19 protein-coding genes and 1 pseudogene are annotated in these 22,956 nt (G+C 64.7%); 16 read left to right on the forward strand and 4 right to left on the reverse strand.

Annotation, left to right across the window (positions count from 1 at the left end):
- The first annotated feature begins 79 nt into the window (after positions 1 to 79).
- The 3 genes from F3H57_RS18600 to F3H57_RS18610 are packed head-to-tail and all read left to right on the forward strand — an operon-like array spanning position 80 to position 3,134.
- Positions 80 to 331: a hypothetical protein gene (locus F3H57_RS18600; RefSeq protein WP_223163141.1), complete on the forward strand. Its 252-nt coding sequence runs from the start codon at positions 80 to 82 to the stop codon at positions 329 to 331.
- The gene (locus tag F3H57_RS18605; RefSeq protein ID WP_149757844.1) at positions 328 to 1,824 is read left to right on the forward strand and encodes a sulfotransferase; all 1,497 of its coding nucleotides are present in this window, start codon (positions 328 to 330) and stop codon (positions 1,822 to 1,824) included. The genes F3H57_RS18600 and F3H57_RS18605 overlap by 4 nt, the downstream gene beginning before the upstream one ends.
- Positions 1,821 to 3,134 (forward strand): arylsulfotransferase family protein, encoded by a 1,314-nt coding sequence (locus F3H57_RS18610; protein WP_149757846.1) that lies wholly within the window; start codon positions 1,821 to 1,823, stop codon positions 3,132 to 3,134. The genes F3H57_RS18605 and F3H57_RS18610 overlap by 4 nt, the downstream gene beginning before the upstream one ends.
- On the opposite strand, the gene F3H57_RS23000 is transcribed toward F3H57_RS18610, so the two are convergent.
- The 3 genes and pseudogenes from F3H57_RS23000 to F3H57_RS18625 form a co-directional block, all read right to left on the reverse strand.
- On the reverse strand, positions 3,037 to 3,462 hold the full coding sequence (locus tag F3H57_RS23000) for a type II toxin-antitoxin system RelE/ParE family toxin (RefSeq protein WP_149757848.1): 426 nt from the start codon (positions 3,460 to 3,462) through the stop codon (positions 3,037 to 3,039). The two genes, F3H57_RS18610 and F3H57_RS23000, sit on opposite strands and share 98 nt — an antisense overlap.
- On the reverse strand, positions 3,440 to 3,694 hold the full coding sequence (locus F3H57_RS18620; RefSeq protein ID WP_149757850.1) for a type II toxin-antitoxin system ParD family antitoxin: 255 nt from the start codon (positions 3,692 to 3,694) through the stop codon (positions 3,440 to 3,442). Before F3H57_RS18620 ends, F3H57_RS23000 begins: the two co-directional genes overlap by 23 nt.
- A 143-nt stretch (positions 3,695 to 3,837) precedes the next feature.
- A pseudogene (locus F3H57_RS18625) lies at positions 3,838 to 4,146 on the reverse strand (helix-turn-helix domain-containing protein); the annotation flags it as partial.
- A 436-nt stretch (positions 4,147 to 4,582) separates the two neighbouring features.
- On the opposite strand from F3H57_RS18625, the gene F3H57_RS18630 reads away from it, so the two are divergent.
- The 9 genes from F3H57_RS18630 (at position 4,583) to F3H57_RS18670 (ending at position 15,790) form a co-directional block, all read left to right on the forward strand.
- The gene (locus F3H57_RS18630) at positions 4,583 to 6,655 is read left to right on the forward strand and encodes a hydantoinase/oxoprolinase family protein (RefSeq protein ID WP_223163142.1); all 2,073 of its coding nucleotides are present in this window, start codon (positions 4,583 to 4,585) and stop codon (positions 6,653 to 6,655) included.
- A gap of 36 nt (positions 6,656 to 6,691) precedes the next feature.
- Positions 6,692 to 8,776 carry a hydantoinase B/oxoprolinase family protein gene (locus tag F3H57_RS18635; protein WP_149757852.1) on the forward strand — a complete coding sequence of 695 codons (2,085 nt, stop codon included), beginning with the start codon at positions 6,692 to 6,694 and terminating at the stop codon, positions 8,774 to 8,776.
- Between the two features lie 262 nt (positions 8,777 to 9,038).
- Positions 9,039 to 10,205, forward strand: a complete 1,167-nt coding sequence (locus tag F3H57_RS18640; RefSeq protein WP_149757854.1) for a transporter substrate-binding domain-containing protein — start codon at positions 9,039 to 9,041, stop codon at positions 10,203 to 10,205.
- 64 nt (positions 10,206 to 10,269) lie between these two features.
- Positions 10,270 to 10,815 (forward strand): ANTAR domain-containing response regulator, encoded by a 546-nt coding sequence (locus F3H57_RS18645; RefSeq protein WP_188129743.1) that lies wholly within the window; start codon positions 10,270 to 10,272, stop codon positions 10,813 to 10,815.
- A gap of 431 nt (positions 10,816 to 11,246) precedes the next feature.
- Positions 11,247 to 12,422 (forward strand): transporter substrate-binding protein, encoded by a 1,176-nt coding sequence (locus F3H57_RS18650; protein ID WP_188129744.1) that lies wholly within the window; start codon positions 11,247 to 11,249, stop codon positions 12,420 to 12,422.
- A gap of 54 nt (positions 12,423 to 12,476) precedes the next feature.
- Complete coding sequence (locus tag F3H57_RS18655; RefSeq protein ID WP_149757860.1) at positions 12,477 to 13,337, forward strand: ABC transporter permease subunit; 861 nt, start codon at positions 12,477 to 12,479, stop codon at positions 13,335 to 13,337.
- Complete coding sequence (locus tag F3H57_RS18660) at positions 13,337 to 14,386, forward strand: branched-chain amino acid ABC transporter permease (RefSeq protein WP_149757862.1); 1,050 nt, start codon at positions 13,337 to 13,339, stop codon at positions 14,384 to 14,386. Before F3H57_RS18655 ends, F3H57_RS18660 begins: the two co-directional genes overlap by 1 nt.
- Entirely contained in the window at positions 14,383 to 15,099 is a 717-nt protein-coding gene (locus F3H57_RS18665) for an ATP-binding cassette domain-containing protein (protein ID WP_149757864.1), read from the forward strand. Before F3H57_RS18660 ends, F3H57_RS18665 begins: the two co-directional genes overlap by 4 nt.
- Positions 15,071 to 15,790: an ABC transporter ATP-binding protein gene (locus F3H57_RS18670; protein ID WP_223163143.1), complete on the forward strand. Its 720-nt coding sequence runs from the start codon at positions 15,071 to 15,073 to the stop codon at positions 15,788 to 15,790. The genes F3H57_RS18665 and F3H57_RS18670 overlap by 29 nt, the downstream gene beginning before the upstream one ends.
- Positions 15,791 to 16,231: 441 nt before the next feature.
- On the opposite strand, the gene F3H57_RS18675 is transcribed toward F3H57_RS18670, so the two are convergent.
- Positions 16,232 to 16,528 (reverse strand): hypothetical protein, encoded by a 297-nt coding sequence (locus F3H57_RS18675; protein WP_223163144.1) that lies wholly within the window; start codon positions 16,526 to 16,528, stop codon positions 16,232 to 16,234.
- A 526-nt stretch (positions 16,529 to 17,054) separates the two neighbouring features.
- Between F3H57_RS18675 and F3H57_RS18680 the strand changes: the two genes are divergently transcribed.
- The 4 genes from F3H57_RS18680 to fdhF all read left to right on the forward strand — a co-directional run bounded on the left by F3H57_RS18680 (position 17,055) and on the right by fdhF (position 22,955).
- On the forward strand, positions 17,055 to 17,951 hold the full coding sequence (locus F3H57_RS18680; protein ID WP_149757866.1) for a LysR family transcriptional regulator: 897 nt from the start codon (positions 17,055 to 17,057) through the stop codon (positions 17,949 to 17,951).
- Between the two features lie 95 nt (positions 17,952 to 18,046).
- Positions 18,047 to 18,520: a formate dehydrogenase subunit gamma gene (locus tag F3H57_RS18685; protein ID WP_149757868.1), complete on the forward strand. Its 474-nt coding sequence runs from the start codon at positions 18,047 to 18,049 to the stop codon at positions 18,518 to 18,520.
- A complete protein-coding gene (locus F3H57_RS18690) occupies positions 18,517 to 20,034 on the forward strand; it encodes a formate dehydrogenase beta subunit (protein ID WP_149757870.1) in 1,518 nt (505 codons plus the stop codon). The genes F3H57_RS18685 and F3H57_RS18690 overlap by 4 nt, the downstream gene beginning before the upstream one ends.
- Positions 20,031 to 22,955 carry a formate dehydrogenase subunit alpha gene (gene fdhF, locus F3H57_RS18695; RefSeq protein WP_149757872.1) on the forward strand — a complete coding sequence of 975 codons (2,925 nt, stop codon included), beginning with the start codon at positions 20,031 to 20,033 and terminating at the stop codon, positions 22,953 to 22,955. Before F3H57_RS18690 ends, fdhF begins: the two co-directional genes overlap by 4 nt.
- Position 22,956: the final 1 nt, after the last annotated feature.

Genomic DNA, 22,956 nt, shown 5'->3' on the forward strand with positions numbered 1-22,956 from the left:
GGGCGCGGGAACCGCGACGCCACCTCTGGCGTAACGTGCATGACCCAGGGTCATTTATGAGGTTGCCGTGCGTCCCCATGTGTCAAAACCTCTCCGGTTCGTCGCCCTGCCGATCGCGGTCGGCGCAGCCTGTCTTCCCGTCTCCGCCCAAGCCTATGTCGGCCCGGGCGCGAGCCTGACCGCGATCGGCATGCTGATCGCGCTCGTCGCGGCCATCCTGCTCGCGCTTGTCGGGTTCGTCTGGTACCCGATGAAGCGCGTGATGAGGAACCGCGCGGACCGGCAGGACGCCCGGACCATGGGCGCTAGCGACGAGCGACGCCGCGAGTGATCATCGCGGCCCTTTTGCTGGGGCTGATCGCGTTCGTCGGCGTCCTGCGGAGCCTGCGCGCCGAAGTTGTCGCGCGCCGGGTCGTGGCAACCGCGCAGGAGGCGTTGCAGGTCATCAGCAACCCCGACCTCTCCGACATCGAAAAGGAGAGGAAGGTGCGGCACGCTTCCATCTCTCTCTTCGGACAGTTCCTGGCGATCGCCGGCATCGGCTTGGCCTCGTTCAGCGCCGCGGCGGCCCTCGTCTGGGGGGGTGCGAAGGCCGGTCTCTACGGTCTCGGCACAGCGATGTCGGTGGCGATGGACTGGCCCTTCCTGCTCGGCTCGACACTCGCCGCCATCGCGCTCTGGCTGGCGCTCGACCGGATTGGAGGACGGCGCGAGGCCGCGCCCACGGAAACAGGCGAGGTGCCGTACGGACCGATGGAGCAGGCCCTCCACAATTTCGCTTTCGCCTCGCCCGTCCGGCAGCGCAGGCTCGGCGCGCTCGAGACCTATCTCTATCGCAGCCGCATCGACCACAGCCGCGCCACGCGGCCCGTGTTCGTCACCTCGCTGCCCCGCGCAGGGACAACGATCATGTTGAACTTGCTCGCGGAGACCCCCGAGTTCGCCTCGGCGACCTACCGGCACATGCCGTTCACGCTCGCGCCGCTTCTCTGGGGGCGCATCGTGCCAATGATCCAGAAAACCGCCGCGCGCACGGAACGCGCGCATGGCGACGGGATCGAGGTTTCGGGCGACAGTCCTGAGGCGTTCGAGGAAATGCTCTGGATGGCGTTCTGGCCGGATCACTACCGCCCCGACCGGATCGAGACCTGGAGCGCTCGGGAGAACGACGCGGCCTTCGCGCAATCCTTCCGTACCCATATGGCCAAGATCGTCGCATCGAAACCCGGTGCCAGCCGCTACGTGTCGAAGAACAACGCAAACATCGCGCGCCTGCCGCTGCTCGACACGATCTGCCCTGACGCCGCGATCGTGATTCCGGTTCGGGATCCGCGGGCGCAGGTCGTGTCGCTTATGCGCCAGCACGAGCGCTTTCTCAACCTGCATGCGCGCGAGCCGTTCGGGCGCCGTTACATGGAGGGTGTCGGGCATTTCGAGTTTGGGCAGGCGCTGCGTCCCATCGCGTTCGGCGGAACGACCCCGGATATCGAGACGGCGACCGGCCCGGATTTCTGGCTGCGCTACTGGATCAGCGCCTACGAGCACGTGCTGGCGACGGCCGGACGGAACGCCGTCTTTGTCGACCACGACGCGCTTTGCGCCGCGCCGCACGAGACCCTGCCGGTTCTGGCAGAGGCCATCGGCGCCGATTCGAAGGCAGACATCGTTGGCCGCGCCTCGATCTTCCGTGCACCCGGGCCGCCGCTCGAGCTCGACGGCGCCAGCCCGCCGCTGCTGGCGTGCGCACGGGCGGTGCATGCCGCGCTTCTGGACCGCGCGCTCGCACCGTCGGCGTCGCGCTATCGCAAGGAGGTCACGGTATGAACAAACCGTCTCTCTCTGACCACCTGGCCCCGGTGGTCTTTGCCGTCTCCATCGGGGTCCTCGGCATCGTCTACGGCACCGTGGCCTCGTGGTGGGGCTGGTTCCCCGCGCCGCAGCTCGGCCTTGCGCACCGGACCTACGTGGACCTCAAGGAAAACTGGCGAAACGATATCGGGCTCGAGCCGACCCGCCACCTCGTGCCCCCCGGCGGCACCGATACGCCGGACCCGGCGCGTGGCTTCACCGCGCATCAGCCGCAAAAGGCGCAGGGCGGCTTCACCCTCGTGTCCGGCCTCAACACCGACCCCGAGGGCACGTTTCACACGGTCAGGCTCTACGACTCGGACGGGAAGGAGGTACATCGCTGGCCGATCCCCTATGCCGAGCTCGATGGCGACATCCGGCCCCAGAACACGATGCTGCACGGCATGGAGGTCTTCGAGGACGGCTCCATCGCCGTCACCTTCGACACCGGGCAGGTGCTGACCCGGCTCGATTCCTGTGGCGAGCCGATGTGGAGCAACATCGACTGGTACCACCATACCCTGACCCGGGACGGGCAGGGCAACATGGTCACCTGGCGCGGCGAGACGATCGTCTGGGTCAACGAGGACACCGGCGAGGAGGTCCGCAGCCTCGATCTGCGCGGAGCCATCGCGGGCGGGAACGATCGAGCACAGCAAGGCTATCTCGACCTGCGCACCGTCGCGCTCGACAAAACTAACGGCGAGATCCGATATGGTCACGACCCGTTCCACCCGAACGACGCCGAACCGCTGACCGAAGATCTGGCCGAGGCCTTCCCGATGTTCGAGACGGGCGACGTGATGATTAGCCTGCGTGAGATCAACCTCGTAGCCGTGGTCGACCCCGAGACAGGCCGGATGAAGTGGTGGCAGCACGGACCGTGGCTCAAGCAGCACGATCCCGACTTTCAGCCCGACGGCACCATCACCGTGTATGACAACAATCCCGGCACAAAGGTGTCGCGGATCATGCGCATAGACCCCGAAACGCGAGAGGTCGGCATCGACTTCACCGGATCCGAAGAGGTGCCGTTCTATTCATGGCGCCGCGGCAAGCACCAGGTCCTGCCGAACGGCAACCTGCTCCTGACAGAGGCCGAACGCGGCCGTCTCCTCGAAGTCGATCCCGCCGGCCAGCTCGTGTGGGAGCGCCATATGGTCTGGGACGCGGCCTCGAACGTGATCGTCACCGAGGCGCGCAACATCCCGGAGGACTTCTTCGCCGATGGCGTCCCAAGCTGCGCGACCGGGGCCTCGGATTCGGCGGAAGCGGCCTCGGGTTGAGATCGCGCTTGCAAAGCACGTCCAATGATAACCGAGCCTGAAGTGGGTAGATGGTATGGTTGCCGCCCTCCCCTGACGGCATCGCGATGTGCCAAGATCGTGGTGTTCGAAGCCATGCAACGGAGAGGACGGCCGCATGAAAGATACGATGATCACGAGAGATCTCAGGATGGCGGCATAGATCTTCGAGTTTTTCGTCCAAGCCGCGCAGATAGGTATCTGCCTGGTCAGACGACCACATCTCTGCAGTGTAGTCCCAAATGCCGCTTAGATCGATCCGCGTGGCCGGTGAGACGCGATATTCCTCAATCGGGCTTTTCTTCCGCATGGTCCTCCCCCTTGCCCGTCAGGAACGCCTCCATGTCGAACTTCTGCGGCGGGCCACTTGCAAGCCCTTCATCTACGAGTTTTTGCAACTCCGCTACAGCTGTCTGACGATCCTGGTCTCGGCGGATCAGGTCGCGCACGTAGTCGCTGGCGTTGCTGTAGCGCCCGCTCTTGGTCTGTCTTTCGACCCAGTTTTTCATCGGGTCAGGCAGGGATACGTTCATCGTTGCCATAGGCGCCTCTATCCACCAAGATGGTGATATAGATTGGCAAATTATGTCAAACTATCCAAGAGGTTCTGCACACGTCCCTGCGCAGTCGCGCCGGAAGCTGCCGTTGACTGAAAGTCCGCAACGTACGCATTGTGTGAGTCCGTCAGACCGTGGTGTTCGGCCAGCATCTCGGCCGCCAGCGTCGGCCCGAAATCCGCGTAGCTCTCCTTGATCACGGTGACCGCGTAGTCGCGTTTGGCCTGGTGGATGCGATTGTTCGGCGCACGTCCGCGCGCCTTGTGCCGGATCGCCGCTGCGCCGTCCGCGCGATACCGCTTCAGCAGCCGAAACACCTGGCGCCGGGACAGCACGAGAACGTTCGCGCCGCTCTCGACGCTCAGCCGGCCGTCATTGATCTGCGCCAGCACCTCGATCCGCTGCAACTCGCGCTCGCTCATCATCACCCATCCCATGCCCGAACTCTCTGCCAAGCTTCGCCACGGAGGAGAGTGACACTTGTGCTTTGCGCACGGGTGACATTATCGATTTGCGTGAAGGCTCAAGGGTCCGATAATGTGTGTTATGTGAACTTTTATCATATTGGTTGCACGGCACTTTGGGTAACAAATGCTCAAAAGCCTGCCTACACTGACCGGACGATATTTCCCGCACGGCGATTATAAACGCATCAAGATATTGATTTTAATGCCTTTAAAAAATCCTTGCGAAACTCCGAATCCTCTGTAACGTCAAGGCGAGCGCTCAACAGCGAGCGCAGCCAGATCCCGCCCGAGCCTGAGTGCGGGATTCCTGTCTCCCCAAAAAATCAATCTGACACGACCCAAACGCCGCGACTCCGTTCGGAATCTGGCGTGGTCCTTGCTGTCAAAGCCCGAGAGGATTCCGAGAATGCCCATGGATGGAAACGTAGTGCAATCATCGGCCGAAAAGCCGAATGTGCGAATGGCGATCGACGTGGGCGGCACGTTCACCGACATCTTCGTTCTGGGGGGCGACGGCATCCAGAAAGTTGCCAAGGTGCCCAGCACCGCCAACCCGATCGACGCGGTCATGAACGGGGCCGAGGCGGTGGGCGTGAACTGGGCCGACGTGGAGCTGTTCACCCACGGCACCACCACCGCGACGAACGCCCTCATCACCCGGAACTTCAAGCCCGCCGCGATGGTCACCACCAAGGGCTTCCGCGACGTACTCGAGATCGGCCGGGGCACCCGCGAGGATCCGTGGGACGCCTACAAGGAAGGCACTCCGCCCTATGTCCGCCGTCGGGACCGCTTCGCCGTGGCCGAGCGCATCAACTACCGAGGCGAGATCGTCGAGCCGCTGGACGAGGAAGCCGCCCGGGAGGTCGCCCGTATCCTGAAGAAGCGCAATGTCAGCGCGGTCGCGGTCTGCTTCATCAACGCCTATATCAACGGTGCGCATGAACTGCGCATGGCCGAGATCCTCGCAGAGGTGCTGGGTCCCGACGTGGCCATCACCACTTCGCACGAGACCCATCCCGAGATCTTCGAGGATGACCGCTTCTCGACCACCGTGGCCAACACCATCCTCGCCCCGATCATCCGGCCCTATGCCCGCGACCTGGCCCAACGCACCAGCGACGCCGGTTATGCCTCCGACGTGCTGCTGTTTCATTCCGGCGGCGGGGTGATGACCCCGGCCTCGGCCGAGAATTACGCCGCGCGGCTTGCTGCGTCGGGCATCGCGGCAGGTGCCATTGCCAGCAAGTATTTCGCCGGGCTCTGCGGCTATGACAACGCTATCGGGCTCGACATGGGCGGCACCTCCGCCGATATCTCGCTGGCGGAGAACGGCGCCCTGCGCATGACCGACAAGTGGGAGGTCGACTGGGGCCACCCGATATGCTTCCCCTCGATCGAGGTGCTGACCATCGGCGCCGGCGGCGGCTCCATCTCCTGGCTCGACAAGGCCGGATCGCTGCGCAACGGCCCGCACTCCGCAGGCTCCGTTCCCGGCCCGGCCTGCTACAATAGCGGCGGCACCGAGGCGACGAACACCGATGCCAACATCATCCTCGGCCGGGTCGGCACCGCGCTGGTGGGTGGCAAGAAGAAGTTGGACCGCGAGGCCGCGGTGACGGCCATGGGCAAGATTGGCGATGCGCTGGGGCTGGATGTCGTGCAGGCCTCGCTGGCGACGCTGAGGGTGGCCAATGCCAACATGGCCGACGCGGTGCGCCTGATCTCGATCGCGCGGGGCCACGACCCGAGGGATTTCGTGCTGGTCGCCTTTGGCGGTGCAGGCCCCCTCCATGGCGCCGATATCGCGCGGGAGCTGAATATCCCCGCCGTGGTGGTGCCGCCAAACCCCGGCGTGACCTCCGCCGTCGGCTGCATGCTGGTCGATGTGCAGCATGACGTGACCAGGATGTTCTTCGCCGATGCCTCCGAAGTCGACCCGGCAAAGCTGGAGACCGCCTTCGGCGAGATCGAGGTCGAAGGGCGCGAGCGCCTTCTGAAGGACGGCGTGCGCGAAGAGGACATGACCTTCCAGCGGCTGGTCGACATGCGCTACCGCGGCCAGTGGCGATCGCTCGCGGTGCCGCTGCCGGGCACCGTCACCTCGATGGACGAGGCCATCGCGATCTTCCATGACGAGTACGAGAAGGCGCACAATTTCCGGCGCGAGGATTTCCCGGTCGAGGTCTACCGCCTGACCGTACGCGCCATCGGCGTCACGCCGAAACCGTCCTTCCCCAGGATCGAGATCGGAGAGGCTCCCGGGGCGAGCCCCAAGGGCACGCGGGAAGTGTGGTTCCATGGCCATGACAGCGCGCTGCCGACCAACCTCTACGACCGCGACGACCTGCCCGTCGGAGTCACCATCGAGGGACCCGCGATCATCGACCAGCTCGATTCCACCACGGTCGTTCCGCCCAACGCTACCGCCGAAATCGACGAGTGGTTGAACATCCAGATCAAGCTTGGCGCCGAATAGCAGCCGCTGATCCCAGACAGTGAAAAGGATACGACCATGAAAGACCTGACCGCCTGTTCCGGGCTCTCCGACAAGGGCATCCAGAGCCCCCCTGCCCCCGAGGACCGCCTGACCGAGTTCAACACCAGCCTCGACCCGATCACCTTCGAGGTCCTGCGCAACGCCTTCGTCAACATCGTCGACCAGATGGCCGAGCAGCTGCTGCGGACCTGCTATTCCTTCGTGATCTACTGCCGCGACTTCTCGTCCGGTCTGTGCGATCCGCAGGGCAACCTTGTGATGCAGGGCACGGGCGACATCGCCGCCCACGTCGGCACGCTGCACTATACCTGCAAGGCGATCATCGAGGAGTTCGGCGATGACATCCATCCCGGCGACGTGTTCATCGTCAATGACCCGTTCCGGGGCGGCAGCCACTTCAACGACACGCGGATCGTCCGCCCGATGTTCTACAAGGGCGAGCTGATCGGCTATTCGCAGGCCAATGGCCATTGGGCCGATGTGGGCGGCGCGGCGCCCGGCTCGTTCAACATCACAGCGCTCGATCACATGGGCGAAGGGCTGCGCATCACCCCCGTGCGGGTCTGGAGCAAGGGCGTCTGGCTGGCCGATGTGGCCAAGCTGATGGCCGCGAACACCCGCAACCCGGGTGACGTGATCGGCGACATGCAGGCGCAGGCCGAGGCGACCGCCGTGTCGGAACGCGAAATCGTCCGGCTGTGCGACAAGTACGGAGTCGAGACGATCAAGGCGGCCTTCCAGGAAGTGCAGGATTACGTCGAGGTGTTGACCCGCACCCGCCTGGCAGAGTTGCCCGACGGCACTTGGTACGCCGAAGATTACATCGACCAGGATCCCAAGCTCGGCGAGGGCATGATCCCGATCAAGATCAAGCTGACGATCGATGGCAATCACGCCCACTACGACCTGTCGGGCTCGCACCCGCAGATCTCGACCTTTCTCAACGCGGCCTATGGCGGCTCCTTCGCGGGAGTCGTGGCGGGCACCAAGTACCAGTTCCCTGACCTGCCGCTGAACTCCGGCCTCTACCGGGCGGTGACCGTCGACGTGGGCGAGCCGGGAACGGTGGTGAACGCGCAATGGCCTAGCCCAAGCGCGGGGTTCTGTTCCGGCCCGTTCGAGAAGCTGATGAACTCGGTCTTCGGCATGTGGGCCGATATCCTGCCTGATCGGACCATGGGCTGCGCCTTCAATCTCGAATACCTGCTGGTCGGGGGCCGCGACACGCGGATCGAGGAGAAGCCCTATTTCATGTGGTATGACTGGATGGCCGGTGGATGGGGTGGCCGCAACGGGCGCGACGGCTTCAACGCCACCGCCCCGGTCTTCGGGGCGCAATACGGCATCCAGCCGCTCGAGGGCCAGGAACGGCTGGCGCCGGTCATCACCGAATGCCACGACTTCGTGCAGGACTCCGCCGGGCCGGGGGAATCCCGTGGCGGGCTGGGCGCGCAGAAAGGCGGCGCCGTGTTCGAGGGCGAACGGATCGTGATGTCCTATTGCTGCGACCGCGAACGCTCGGTGACATGGGGCATGTGGGGCGGACTGCCTTCCATCCCGCACGGCGTCTGGCTCAACAAGGGCACCGAGAAGGAGCGCTATCTCGGCTCGATCTTCTCGAACATGCCTCTGGAGGTGAACGACGTGTTCACCCGCCCCTCGGCCGGAGGCGGCGGCGTGGGCGATCCGCTCATGCGTGATGCGCAGGCTGTCTGCGAGGACGTGGCGGATGAATACGTCAGCGTAGAGCGTGCCCTGATCGACTACGGCGTCGTCATCAAGGTGATCGACAGGGACCTTGCCGAATACGAAGTCGACGAAGAGGCGACCCGGGCGGCGCGAACGCGGATCGCCACGGAGCGGGCCGGATGGCTGGACGCGGATCCCGAAGCCGTGGCCGCGCGCTACCGTGCGGGCGAAATCAAGGACATGGACTGCATCCGCCAGTATGGCGTGATCCTCGACTGGGGCGACGGCACGCTTCTGGCCAACACCACCAGCCAGTTCCGCGAGATGCTCAAGCGCCGGACCCTGCCCTATTGGGGCAAGACGCTCGCCGCGCTGAGCGACGAAGCCAGGGAGCGCTACAAGGCGGCATGATCCGAACGCGGCGGGGCGGCGCAGATCCTGTGTCGTCCCGCGGCAAATGTCCCTTCGGGATGAATTCGGCAAAGCCAATTCCACTGACGGGACTTGAATGGAACATTCGCGCTTTTCATACATCGGGATACCTGAACTCCGCTCCCGACCTGCGATCCGACCATGCCGGACAATCGGGTAGGCCAGTCACCAGGCTCGCCCTGTCCGCGGCAGCCCGCCCCCCGTACTACCGGCAGACACTCAGCATTGCAGAGGGCCAAGTTTGAAGAAATCCAAGTCAAAATTCCGCATTGGTGTCCTGCACTCGGTGACCGGCGTGACCGCAAGTACCGAACGGCTGATGCTCACGGCGCTGAAATTCGCGGTCTCCGAGATAAACGCCGCCGGCGGCATTGAGGGCGAAGAGCTGCAGATCGTGCATTTCGACCCCGGCTCCGACGTCGTCTATTACCGCTTTCTCGCCGACGAGCTGATCTCCAAGCACGGGGTGCGCCTGATCTTCGGCGCCTACCGCTCCAGCACCCGGATGGCGGTGAAATCCGTGGTCGAACACAAGAACGGCCTGCTGTTCTACCCTACCCAGTACGAGGGCTTCGAATATTCCCCGAACGTGATCTATGGCGGGGCCGTGGCCAACCAGAATTCCAGCCAGATGGCGGAATTCATCGCCGAGACCGCAGGCCCCCGCATCGCCATCATCGGCTCGGATTACATCTGGCCACGCGTCGCCTCCCGCACCATGGCCGAGCAGGTCTGCCCCGACGACCAGCCCCCCCTGACCGATTTCTTCGTCAAGCTGGACGCGCCCCGGGATGAATTCGACAATTACCTCCGGGAAATCCTGAAAACCTCGCCCGACGGCATCTATTGCAACCTCGTCGGCCCCTCGATCACGCATTTCTACCAGGCCTACCGCGCCATGGGGCTGGATCCGGCAAAGCTGCCGATCTTCAGCCTCACCACCTCAGAGACGGATATCTCGATGATGGGCTTTGACGCAGGCGAAGGTCATTTCACCGCCGCCCCCTATTTCCAGTCGCTGGACAATGCCCGCAACCGGCAGGTTCTGGGCGATTTCTACGACTGGCTGGGGCAGAGAACCCCCACGAACCTGGTCTGGGAAGCGACCTATTCCCAGGTGCACCTGGCCGCAAAGGCGATGCAGGCCTGCGGCACTGATGATCCTCACCAGGTGCGCGAGGCGCTGATGGGCGCCACGTTCGATGCCCCGCAGGGCCGGATCAAGATCGATGCCGATAACGGCCATACCTATCTCTGGCCCCGGATCGGCAGGATCAACGCAAGCGGCCAGTTCGACGTGATCCGCGAATCCGTCAGCGCCGTGAAACCCGACCCCTATTCACCCTTCGTGCACGAAAAGACATGGGTGATGCGGGAGCCGGCCCTGCTGTCAGGGAGCAAGAATTGAGCCGATGGCCGCGCCGGATAGACCAAGCAAGCCGATACGGGAATTGGTCCAGAGCTTTCGGAGCTTGCGGATCCACCTTCTGGTGCCCCCCGGGGGCGAGGCCAACGAGTTGATCCAGCACCTGCGCCGCATGGGCTGTTCGGCCGTCACCTCCTGGCCGCCGCCGCCACAGGCAGAGATCGACGCCGATGTGGTCTTCATCTCCATCCGTCACCTGATCGAGGATCCGCCCCCCTTCGACTGGAATGTCGAGGACCCCTCCGCCGCGCTGATCGCCATCGCCGATTACGAGAACCCGCTGATGGTCGAGAAGACGCTGTCGATAAATGCACAATCCATCATCACCATGCCCCTGCGGACCTTCGGGGTGCTGATGGAAGTGCTGCTGAGCGTCGCCAATTTCAAGCGCGAGCAGGAACGCCGAGCCCACATCAGGCGGCTGGAGGAGAAAGTGCGATTCAGCGACAAGATCGAGAAAGCCAAGGCGATCGTCGCCAGGCAACATGGCGTCAACCGGGACGAAGGCTACACGCTCCTGCGGCAATTCGCGATGCGAAAGCGCGTGACCATAGCCGAGATCGTCGAGGAGCTGATCGCCGGCGCGGAGTGAGATGATGCGCATTGGCACAGAGAAGGAGGACAGGACGAAAGATGAAGCCCGGCATGCCGGGCGGCGTGCCCCTGACACGGTTCCGAAACCGAACCCGAACGAGACGCGAGAAACGATGAATAAACCGTCACTTTCGGAGATTTCTCGTCGAGAAACAGCCCCGGACCAAGATTGAGAGCACCCTTTTCTTGACTGGCTTCAACCAGCGAATCTAGCTTGTCCCGAATGCGGCAACAGCGCCGCACCTGCGCCTTCTGGGAGACAACCCGAAAAGGCGCCTATCCGGAAAACGAACGCATATGCGCGCTATCGCTCGCCGCGTCCAGCAACCGGAAAATCCACAAAAGCAAAACATGATTGGCTCAATTCGGCTCCCGCCATTTGAGTCCACAGGAGAGGACTGTCCAATGAAATTCAGCAGAAGAAACTTCATGAAAGCTGCCAGTGGTGCCCTGGCCTATGCCAGCGCCCCCAGCATTCTCGCCACCGCCGGTATCGCACAGGAAAAGCCGATCGTGATCGGCAACATTCTCGATCAGACCGGGGGCCTGAACATCTACAGCCTGCAGCAGATCAAGACGACGGCCATGGCCGTGGACGAGATCAACGCCGCCGGCGGCGTGGTCGGACGGCCCCTGGAACTGGTGTTCTACGATTCCCAGTCGAACAACCAACTCAACGCGCAATACATGACCGAGGCGCTGGTCCGGGACGAGGCCGTCGTCGTGCATGGCGGCGTCACGTCCTCGGCGCGCGAGGTGATGCGTCCCATCGTCAGCAAGTTCGGCGGGCTCTATTTCTACAACTCGATGTACGAGGGCGGGGTCTGCGATCCCCGCCATGTCTGCCCGGCGATGGTGCCTTCGCAGCAACTCAAGCCACTGGTGCCGCACGTGGTGCAGAACATGGGCAAGCGTGCCTATGTGCTGGGCGCCGACTACCTCTACCCCCACACGATGGGCGAATGGATCAAGAGATACACGGAGGAAGCCGGCGGCGAGGTGATCCAGACCGAGTTCTTCCCGCTCGACGTGTCAAACTTTGCCTCCGCCATCACCCGCATCCAGGCCGAAAAGCCCGACGTGGTGTGGTCCGTCCTGGTCGGCAACGCCCATAACGCCTTCTACCGCCAGTACGAGGCGACCGTGGGCAAGGACACGATTCCGCTTGCGTCCTGCATGTTCGGAATCGGGCGCGAACAGACCTATCTCAGCGCCGACGAATCCGCCGGCATCGTCAACGCCACCTCCTTCCATGATGGGCTGGAAACCGAGGCGGCGCGGGTCTTCCTCAAGAATTTCAGGGCCTATACCGGCGACGAGTCCTACGTGGGCGATTATGGCGAGTTGGGCTACCGGGGCGTGAAACTCTGGGCCCTGGCGGCGGAAAAGGCCGGCGATCCATCCGCCGATGCGGTGATCGAAGCCCTGCCGGGCACCAGCTTCGACGCGCCGGGCGGCAAGGTCACGATCGACGGTCAGACCAATCATGCCGTGATGGATATCCACCTGATCCGCGCGAACCGCGAACAGGGCTGGGATCACCTCGGCACAACCGAGCAGCTGGAACCGGTCGATACGCAGGCGGTCTGCAGCCTCGGCAGCTAACTCCAACCCGTCAGGCGGCGTGTCCAAGCTCGCGCCGCCCGCGAGGAGCGCACCATGTATGACGCGATAATATTCCTCTACCAGATCCTGTTCTCGATCAGCCTGTTCATCCTGATCAGTACGGGCCTGGCGGTGATCTTCGGCATGATGAAGGTCATCAACCTCGCGCAGGGGGAGTTCATCATGCTCGGCGCGTATTTCGCGCTGTTGGGCGAAGTGATCGGACTTCCCTTCATCCTGTCGGTCGTGCTGGCGATGGTCGGCGTGGGCCTCTTCGGCGTGCTGGTCGAACGGCTGCTGATCCGGTTTCTCTACGGACGCCTCACGGACACGCTGCTGGCGACATGGGGCCTCAGCCTGCTGATGATCGGCGCCGTGACCACGTTCCTCGGCCCACAGGTCGCGGGCGTCAGCGTCGAGACCGGGCGCATCGCCGTCGGTGAGGTCTACTCGATTTCGGTCTATAACCTCTACATTATCCTCGTGGCCTTCGCCGCCCTTGCGAGTTGCTGGGCGCTCTGGCGATACACGACGTTCGGAATGATCGCCCGGGCGGTCATGGCCAATCCCGGCATGACCTCCGCCCTCGGTGTCGACTGCCACAGGTACTACATGCTCACATTCGGGATCGGCTCTGCCATCTCCGGCCTCGCCGGGGCAATGCTGGCGCCCATCGTCGGCACCCAGCCGACGATGGGCGGACTCTACGTAGCGCAGGCCTTCGTATCCGTGATCACCGGCGGCGAGCTGCCCTTTCTCGGCACGCTTCTGGCCGGCGGGCTGTTCGGCACGACCAATGGCGTCCTCTCTTATGCCTATTCCCAGGTGATTGGCGAGATTGGCGTTTTCCTGATCGCAATCGTGCTCTTGCGGTTCCTCCCGCACGGGATGACATCGCAGAAAGGACGTTCCTGATGACCCCGAAACTTTCCACGACCGAGATCGCGACGCTTATCATCCTGGCACTGGCGAGCGTCGCCATCCTGGCGGTCCCGAAATTCGCCGGGCTAAGCCTGCAGCTCGACCTGTCGATCATCTTTGTCTACGCCATCCTCGCCCTCTCCATGGGGTTCATGTGGGGACAGGTCGGCATGCTGAGCTTCGGCCAGACGGTGTTCTTCGGCATCGGCGGCTACAGCTACGCGATTTTCGCGCTGAACACCGGCGACACCACCACCGCCATGTTGCTGGCGATCCTGCTGCCGATGCTCGTCGCCGCGCTGCTGGGCTATTTCATCATCTATGGCGGCATCAACGATATCTATTTCGCGGTGATCACCATGGTCGCCACCATCGCGCTGGAAAAGGCCGTACGCGCCACCTCGGACCCGCGGATCAAGATCGGTGACGTCAGGCTGCAGGGGCAGAACGGCATCGCCGCCCTGCCCGACCTCAAAGTCCCGTGGAACCCGTCCGAGACGCTGTTCGTGACGGAGGTCTACTACCTCATCTTCATCGCCATGCTGCTGGTGACCGCGGCCTATGCCCTGCTGCTGCGCGCCAGGGTCGGGCGTGTGCTGGTGGGAATCCGCGAAAATGAGCAGCGCATCGCCCTGCTGGGCTATGACCCGCGCCGCTACAAGCTGCTGATCTTCGTCATCTCCGGCGGCGTGGCCGGGCTGGCGGGCGGGCTGTACGCCGTCTGGGGCAACTTCGTCGCACCGGAAATGATGAACCTCAACGCCTCCGCCTCGGTGGTGATCAACGTGCTCGTCGGCGGCAAGGCCAGCCTTCTCGGCCCTCTGGTCGGCACCGGCATCGTGCAGTCACTGACAAGTTGGCTGGGTTCGGCCGGGGTCGGACAGGTCAACGTCGTGCTGGGCCTCATCCTGATCGCTGCCGTGCAGGTCTTCCCGCAAGGGGTGGTTCCGATGGTCTCTGCCATCTGCAGATGGGGCCTGGGACATCTGGTAAGACTGGCGCAGCCGTCGCGGCGCGCCTCGGCCACCGGAGGAAAGCAATGACCGCGCTTCTGGAAACACGCGATCTGACGCGGCGCTTTGGCGGGGTCACGGCGATCGACAATGTCAACTTCGCCGTGGACCACAAGGAACTGCGCTGCCTGATCGGCTCCAACGGCGCGGGCAAGAGCACCTTCTTCAAGATGCTCACCGCGCAGATGCCACCCAGCACCGGCCGGATCATCTTTGACAATCGCGACATCACCGACCTGGAGCCGAGCGAGATTGCCCGGCTGGGCATCGGCATCAAGAACCAGGTGCCGGACGTGCTGGACGGGATGAGCGTGGAGGAAAACATCTGGCTGGCCGCGCGGTCCCGCGTAGGCAGGGAGGGCGCACTGTCCGTCGTAGAGGACACGCTGGCGCTCTTGGATCTCAGGGTGCGGCGCAAGGATCTTGTCGGCAATCTCGCCCATGGCCAGCGGCAGTGGGTGGAGTTCGGCATGGTCATCGCGCTGGCCCCGAGACTGGCCCTCCTGGATGAGCCGACCGCCGGCATGACCGCCGCCGAAACCATCCGCACGGCAGAGCTGATCGCCGAGTTGAACAAGACCATGGCGGTGATCGTGGTCGAGCATGACATGCAGTTCATCCGGCGCCTGAACGCCTTTGTCACCGTCTTCCACCAGGGCCGCGTCCTGGCCGAGGGGCCTATGCACAGGATCATGGAGAACGAGGAGGTGAGGAATGTATATCTCGGACGCGATGCAGCTTGAGGTGGACGGGCTGACCTCCGGCTACGGCGGGATCACCGTGCTGGAGGGGCTGACGCTGGCCGTGGCCGAGGGGGAGCTCGTGGGCATTCTCGGCCATAACGGTATGGGTAAGACGACCCTGATGCGCAGCCTGATCGGCGCGGTTCCGGCACGGGCCGGGCGGCTGTCCTTCATGGGTACGGACATCACAAATCTGCCGCCACACCGACGCAACCAGCTCGGCATCGGCTACGTGCCGCAGGGACGCGAGATCATCAAGGGCCTCTCGGTGAAAGAGAACCTGCTGCTGGGTCAGGCGGCGCACAGGGGCGCGTCGGAATATGACAGGACGCTGGCGCTCTTCCCCGAGCTGGTGGAACTTCTGGAACGTCCAGGCAGCCGCCTGTCGGGCGGACAGCAACAGCTTCTCGCGCTGGCCCGCTGTCTGATGGGCCGTCCCCGCCTGCTGCTCCTGGACGAGCCGACGGAGGGCATCCAGCCTTCGATCGTCAGCGACATCGCCCAGAAACTGAGACACCTGCGCTCCGAGCTGGGGCTGACGATCATCGTGGTGGAACAGAACCTCGACTTCCTGTGCAGCATTGCCGATCGCAGTATCGTCCTGCGCGGAGGCCGGATCGTCGCCGACCTGCGCGGTGCGGCCGTCCCGGACCGGGACGAGATCGAGCAGCACCTGCTGATCAACGCCTGAGGCGCCGTCCCCTCGGAATGTCGTCCGTTTCTGCAACCGGGTAAACTGCCCGCCGCATCCCGCGTCGGGGCTTTTCATGTCCCGGCTCTCACGGAACAGAAACGATACGGCGGTCTCTGGAGCAATCCTGACGAGGTCCTTGACCTGACATCTTGGGAGTGCGTGATGTGCTTAATGCCGCGCCGGTTCGGCGAGATCGGCCAAAGCCCCCATCACCGAAGGTTCAATGGTGCTCACAGCGATGGATCTGAACACCATCGGGCAGTTCGCTAAAAGACTTGGATCGTGCTCGACCTATGCCTACGGCGTCACAGCATGCCTCGATTTGGTCGAAATACTCGTCCGCCTGCTCGACACCCCACGTGTCGTAGGTGTAGCGTCAGATGCCTCGCAAATCGTCTTCGGCTGCGAGTGATAGGTCATACGTCGTCATGCCGTCGATTACAGTCCGGCTTGCTTGCGCGCTTCGCGGCGGATGTCACCTAGGGACTTGGTGGATAGCTCACCGTGACGCGCCTGCTCGATTCGAGGCTTCAGGAAACTCGCCACGGCGCTGAAGGCCTCGTCCTCGCTCATGCTGTCAAGGGCAGGAGCCTCGCGGAGAGTGCAGTTCAGGACATAGTCCTTTATACTCTGACCCTTAAGCGCAGCAATGGCTTTGAGCTTCTGGTACTCTTCAGGGGTTATATCAATGGATATCCTAGGCATAGATTCCATATAGCGCAACGCGAACAACATAACAACATTTGCGCTCGTGACCTGAGCCCCGATGAGTAGAAGACCACGTCGTCGCGCGGCAACTCCTTCAGTGTCGCGCCGATGGCGGCGAAGGCCTCGTCCCCCGTCGTCTCGACGTATCGGTCGGTGGCGGCGTCACAGCGCGTCGGGTGGGTGAGCCGACCGGTGCTCTCGAGCTCGTGGTCGGTCCAGTCGCGCAGGTCCGCGGCGGTATGGTCTTTTCAGAAGTCCGGCGTGCAACGCGCCGTGGTGGGTTCCCAGATCGTCGCCTTGGCGCCGTTCTCGCAGAATTCGAACGGCTTGTAATTCGCGGGCTTCGGTCAGGCGCAGGAAACGCACATGAAGCCGCCGGTCTTGTTCTGCCGCAGCAGCGTCTCGACCAGGCCCCCAGCCCCCTGCGGGGCCATGATCGGACATCTCGTTTTCATCTTTATTGTGGTTCGGCTTGAACGCGCCTGTTTCGGAATCTATGCAAATATAGTAAATAATGCAATTATACGCAGTCATATACCGAACAAGGCGCTGTATGATCGACAAGCTCGAGATGTTCATTGCCGTGGCGACAGAGGCGCATTTCGGGCGTGCCGCCGAACTCCTCGGCATCAGCCAGCCGACGCTTTCGTCCGGGATCAAGCAGCTCGAGGACCAGCTGGGCGTGCAGTTGATCGTGCGCGGGTCGCGCTATGGCGGGCTGACGGCCGAAGGGGAGGTCGCGCTCCAGCGCGCGCGGCAGATCGTCGGCGATGCCCGTATGCTGCGGGACGAGATGCGCTTTTCCCGCAACGAAATCTCGGGCGAGCTGCGCCTTGCGGTCATTCCGACCGCACTCAACTGCGCCGCCGACCTGGCGGCGCGTTTCAGCGACCTGCATCCGCATGTCCACGCGACGGTGCTGTCGCGCAACTCGACCGAGATCCTGCGCATGATCGACAACCTCGAAGTCGATGCGGGCCTGTCGTATCTCGACAACGAACCGCTCGGCCGCGCGACGACGGCGCCGCTCTACCGCGAAAGCTACGCGCTGCTGTGTTCTCCGGAGGGCGCGTTCGCGCAGCGGCAGGCGGTGTCGTGGAGCGATCTCGACGGCGCGCCCCTCGCGCTGCTGACGGGCGACATGCAGAACCGCCGGATCATGAACCGCAACCTGGCCGATGTGGGCGCGCGGCCGGTGATCGCGCTCGAATCGAATTCCCTGATCGTGCTGGCAGCGACGTCCGCGCGTCACGGCTGCATGACGATCCTGCCGGACGACGTGGCGCGCGTCCTCGCCGCAGGAAACGGCCTTGCCGTCGTTCCCATTGAGGGCGGCCGCCCGGGGCATACCGTCGGCCTCGTGGTACGCAGAAGCGAGCCGCACACGCCGATGATCCGCGCGCTGCTCACAGAAGCGCGGCGCATGACCCGCGTGCCGGAGGTCGCCTGACGGCGCTCGATAGGGAACGCCGATCACCCGACGGAAAGCCATTATTGATGGTACGGGGCGGCATGGCGACACTCCGGGCAGCCAAGGAGACCGCCATGACCGACATCGTTCCGCCCACAGCGGATGAAATGCGCGAGATCATCGCCGCGCATCAGGGCCTCGAAGGGCCGCTCTTGCCTATCCTCCACGCCATGCAGGACACGTTCGGATACGTGCCCGAGGATGCCGTCGCGCTGATCGCCGACGCGCTGAACCAGACGCGGGCCGAGATCCACGGCACGATTTCGTTCTACCACGATTTCCGCCGCGCGCCCGCCGGCCGCCACGTTCTGAAGATCTGCCGGGCGGAGGCCTGCCAGGCGATGGGCGGCGCCCAGTTGGCCGCCGCGACGCTCGGCAAGCTGGGCGTCGACTGGCACGGCACCAACGCCAACGGCGCAGTGACGGTCGAACCCGTCTACTGCCTTGGCATGTGCGCCTGCGCGCCGGCGGCGATGATGGATGATCGCGTCGCCGCGCGGCTCGACGAGGCGGGCATGGGCGAGCTGCTGGCGGAGGCCGGGGCATGAAGATCTACGTCTCGCGCGACAGTGCCGCCAAGGCGGTGGGCGCCGACCGCGTCGCCACCGCGATCGAGGCCGAGGCGATCCGCCGCGGCGAGCAGATCGAGATGATCCGCACCGGCAGCCGCGGCATGGTCTGGCTGGAGCCGCTGGTCGAGATCGACCGGGGCGAGGGCCGGATGACCTTCGGTCCCGTCGCCCCCGGCGATGCCGCGGCGCTGCTCGACGGCACGCTGGAGGGCCACGGCCCGACCGAGGAGATCCCGTTCTTCGCCCGCCAGACCCGGCTGACCTTTGCCCGCTGCGGGGTGATCGACCCGCTCGACCTCGATGCCTACGCCGCGCATGGCGGGCTCGCCGGGCTGCGCCGCGCACTTGAGATGACGGCGGAGGATATCGTCGAAGAGGTCAAGACCTCGGGCCTGCGCGGCCGCGGCGGGGCCGGTTTCCCGACCGGCATCAAGTGGGACACCGTGCGCAAGGCCGAGGCGGAGCAGAAATACATCGTCTGCAACGCCGACGAAGGCGACAGCGGCACCTTTGCCGACCGCATGATCATGGAGGGCGACCCCTTCACCCTGATCGAGGGCATGGCCATCGCCGGGCTCGCGGTCGGCGCGACCAAGGGCTACGTCTACCTGCGCTCCGAATATCCCGACGCCATCGCGGTGATGCGCGCGGCGGTGGAGCTCGGGCGCCGCAAGGGCGTGCTCGGCGGCGATATCCTCGGCTCGGGCCGCGCCTTCGACATGGAGATCCGCGCCGGCGCAGGGGCTTATGTCTGCGGCGAGGAAACCTCGCTCCTGAACTCGCTGGAGGGCAAGCGCGGCGTCGTGCGTGCCAAGCCGCCGCTGCCGGCGCTCGAGGGGTTTCTCGGCAAGCCGACGGTGGTCAACAACGTCATCTCGCTCGCCACCGTGCCGGTGATCTTCGAGAAGGGCGCACAGCACTACGCCGATTTCGGGCTCGGACGCTCGCGCGGGACCGCGACGCTGCAGATCGCCGGCAACGTGAAGTATGGCGGCCTTTTCGAGACCGCGTTTGGTCTGCCGCTGGGCGAGATCGTCGAAGAGATCGGCGGCGGCACCGCGACCGGACGGCCGATCAAGGCGGTGCAGATCGGCGGCCCGCTCGGCGCCTATTTCCCGCCCGAGAAGTTCGACACGCTGTTCGGATACGAGGAATTCGACGCCAATGACGGGCTGATCGGCCATGCCGGCATCACCGTCTTCGACGACAGCGCCGACATGCTGTCGATGGCGCGCTTCGCGATGGAGTTCTGCGCCGTGGAGAGCTGCGGCAAGTGCACGCCCTGCCGGATCGGCGCGGTGCGCGGGGTGGAGACGCTCGACCGTATCGCGGCGGGGGAAGCCGATGCGCTGCCGCTTCTGACCGAACTTTGCGACACCATGACGGACGGCTCGCTCTGCGCGCTCGGGGGGCTCACGCCCTATCCGGTAATGAGCGCCGTCCGCGACTTTCCCGACGACTTCGCACGCCACAAGGAGGCCGCGGAATGAAGGACTTCATCATCCCCACCGACGACCGCGACATGGGCACCCCCGCCAAGACCGGCGCGCCGGTCAGCCTGATCGTCGACGGATTCGAGATCACCGTGCCCGAGGGCACATCGGTCATGCGCGCCGCCGCCGAGGCCGGCATCGACGTGCCCAAGCTCTGCGCCTCGGACAACCTGGAGGCGTTCGGGTCCTGCCGGCTCTGCGTGGTGGAGATCGAGGGGCGGCGCGGCACGCCGGCCTCGTGCACCACGCCGGTGACCCAGGGCATGGTCGTCCACACCCAGACCTCGCGCGTGAAAAAGGTGCGGACGGGTGTGATGGAGCTCTACATCTCCGACCACCCGCTCGATTGCCTGACCTGTTCGGCGAACGGCGATTGCGAGTTGCAGGACATGGCCGGCGCCGTCGGCCTGCGCGACGTGCGCTACACCAGCGGGCGGAACCACTACGACCCCTCGGGCGCCGGGACGCTGGCGCAGGGCGACATCCGCGCGCGGGCGCCGGGAACGGACCTCGGCAACCCCGACTTCATCCCGAAGGACGACTCGAACCCGTACTTCACCTACGATCCGTCCAAGTGCATCGTCTGCAACCGCTGCGTCCGCGCCTGCGAAGAGGTGCAGGGCACCTTCGCGCTGACCATTGAGGGGCGCGGGTTCGACAGCCGCGTCAAGGCGGGCAACGAAGGCGACGATTTCCTGACCTCCGATTGCGTGAGCTGCGGGGCCTGCGTGCAGGCCTGCCCGACCGCGACGTTGCAGGAGAAATCCGTGGTCGAGATGGGCACGCCCGACCGCTCGGTCGTCACGACCTGCGCCTATTGCGGCGTCGGCTGCTCGTTCAAGGCCGAGATGAAGGGCGACCAGCTTGTCCGCATGGTGCCCTACAAGCACGGCAAGGCGAACAGGGGCCATTCCTGCGTGAAGGGCCGCTTTGCCTACGGCTACGCCCACCACCCCGACCGGATCCTGTCGCCGATGATCCGTGACAGCATCGACGAGCCCTGGCGCGAGGTCGGCTGGGAAGAGGCGCTGGAGTTTGCCGCGACCAAGATGAAGAGCCTGCAGGAAAAGCACGGCCGCCGCTCCATCGGCGTGATCACGTCGAGCCGCTGCACCAACGAGGAAACCTACCTCGTCCAGAAGCTCGCCCGCGGCGTCTTCATGAACAACAACACCGACACCTGCGCACGGGTGTGCCATTCGCCCACGGGCTACGGGCTGGGCCAGACCTACGGCACCTCCGCCGGCACGCAGGATTTCGACAGCGTCGAGAAGGCCGACGTGGTCGTGGTGATCGGCGCCAACCCGACCGACGGGCACCCGGTCTTCGCCTCGCGAATGAAGAAGCGGCTGCGCGAGGGGGCCAAGCTGATCGTGGTCGACCCGCGCCGCATCGACCTTGTCCGCTCGGCCCATATCGAGGCGTCGCACCACCTGCCCCTGCGGCCCGGCACCAACGTTGCCGTCGTCACCGCGATGGCGCATGTGATCGTCACCGAGGGTCTGATGGACGAGGCGTTCATCCGCGAGCGCTGCGACGGCGAGAGCTTCCGCGACTACATGGACTTCGTGAGCGATCCGCGCCACGCGCCCGAGGCGATCGAAGCCCAGACCGGCGTGCCGGCGCAGGAGCTGCGCGAGGCCGCGCGCCTCTACGCCACCGGCGGCAACGGCGCGATCTACTACGGCCTCGGCGTGACCGAGCACAGCCAGGGCTCGACCACCGTCATCGGTATCGCCAACCTTGCGATGCTGACCGGCAATATCGGGCGCGAGGGCGTCGGCGTGAACCCGCTGCGCGGGCAGAACAACGTGCAGGGCTCCTGCGACATGGGCTCCTTCCCGCACGAGCTGCCGGGCTACCGGCACGTGAAGCTGCCCGAAGCGCGCAAGGTCTATGAAGACCTCTGGGGCGTCGAGATCGACCCCGAGCCGGGCCTGCGCATTCCCAACATGCTCGACGCCGCGGTCGACGGCACGTTCAAGGGACTCTACTGCCAGGGTGAGGACATCCTGCAATCGGACCCCGACACCAAGCACGTGGCCGCCGGCCTCGCCGCGATGGAATGCGTGATCGTGCACGATCTCTTCCTGAACGAGACGGCGAACTACGCGCATGTCTTCCTGCCGGGGTCGAGCTTCCTCGAGAAGGACGGCACGTTCACCAACGCCGAGCGGCGGATCAACCGCGTGCGCCGCGTGATGTCGCCGCGCGCGACCTATGCCGACTGGGAGGTCACGCAGCTTCTCGCCAAGGCGATGGGGGCAAACTGGAACTACACCCACCCCGCGCAGATCATGGCCGAGATCGCCGCGACAACGCCGACCTTCTCCAATGTCGACTACCCGCTGCTCGATACCCAGGGCTCCGTTCAGTGGCCGTGCAACGACGCCGCGCCCGAGGGCACGCCGATGATGCACGTGGACGAGTTCAAGCGCGGCAAGGGGCGGTTCATCGTCACCGAATACGTGTCGACCGACGAGAAGACCGGCCCGCGCTTCCCGCTCCTGCTCACCACCGGGCGGATCCTGTCGCACTACAACGTGGGCGCGCAGACCCGGCGCACCGCCAACACCGCCTGGCACCCCGAGGACCTCCTGGAGGTGCATCCCCACGACGCGGAGACCCGCGGCATCAAGGAGGGCGACTGGGTGCGCCTTGCGAGCCGCGCCGGGGAGACGACGCTGCGCGCCAAGCTGACGGAACGGGTGAGCCCGGGCGTGGTCTACACCACGTTCCACCACCCCGAGACGCAGGCCAACGTCATCACCACCGATTTCTCGGACTGGGCGACGAACTGCCCAGAATACAAGGTGACGGCGGTGCAGATCAGCCCCTCGAACGGGCCGACGGACTGGCAAGAGGATTACGCCGCGCAGGCCGAGCAGGCGCGGCGCATCCTGCCCGCGGCAGAATGAT

Source organism: Roseivivax sediminis (assembly GCF_900112685.1).
GTDB lineage: Bacteria > Pseudomonadota > Alphaproteobacteria > Rhodobacterales > Rhodobacteraceae > Roseivivax > Roseivivax sediminis.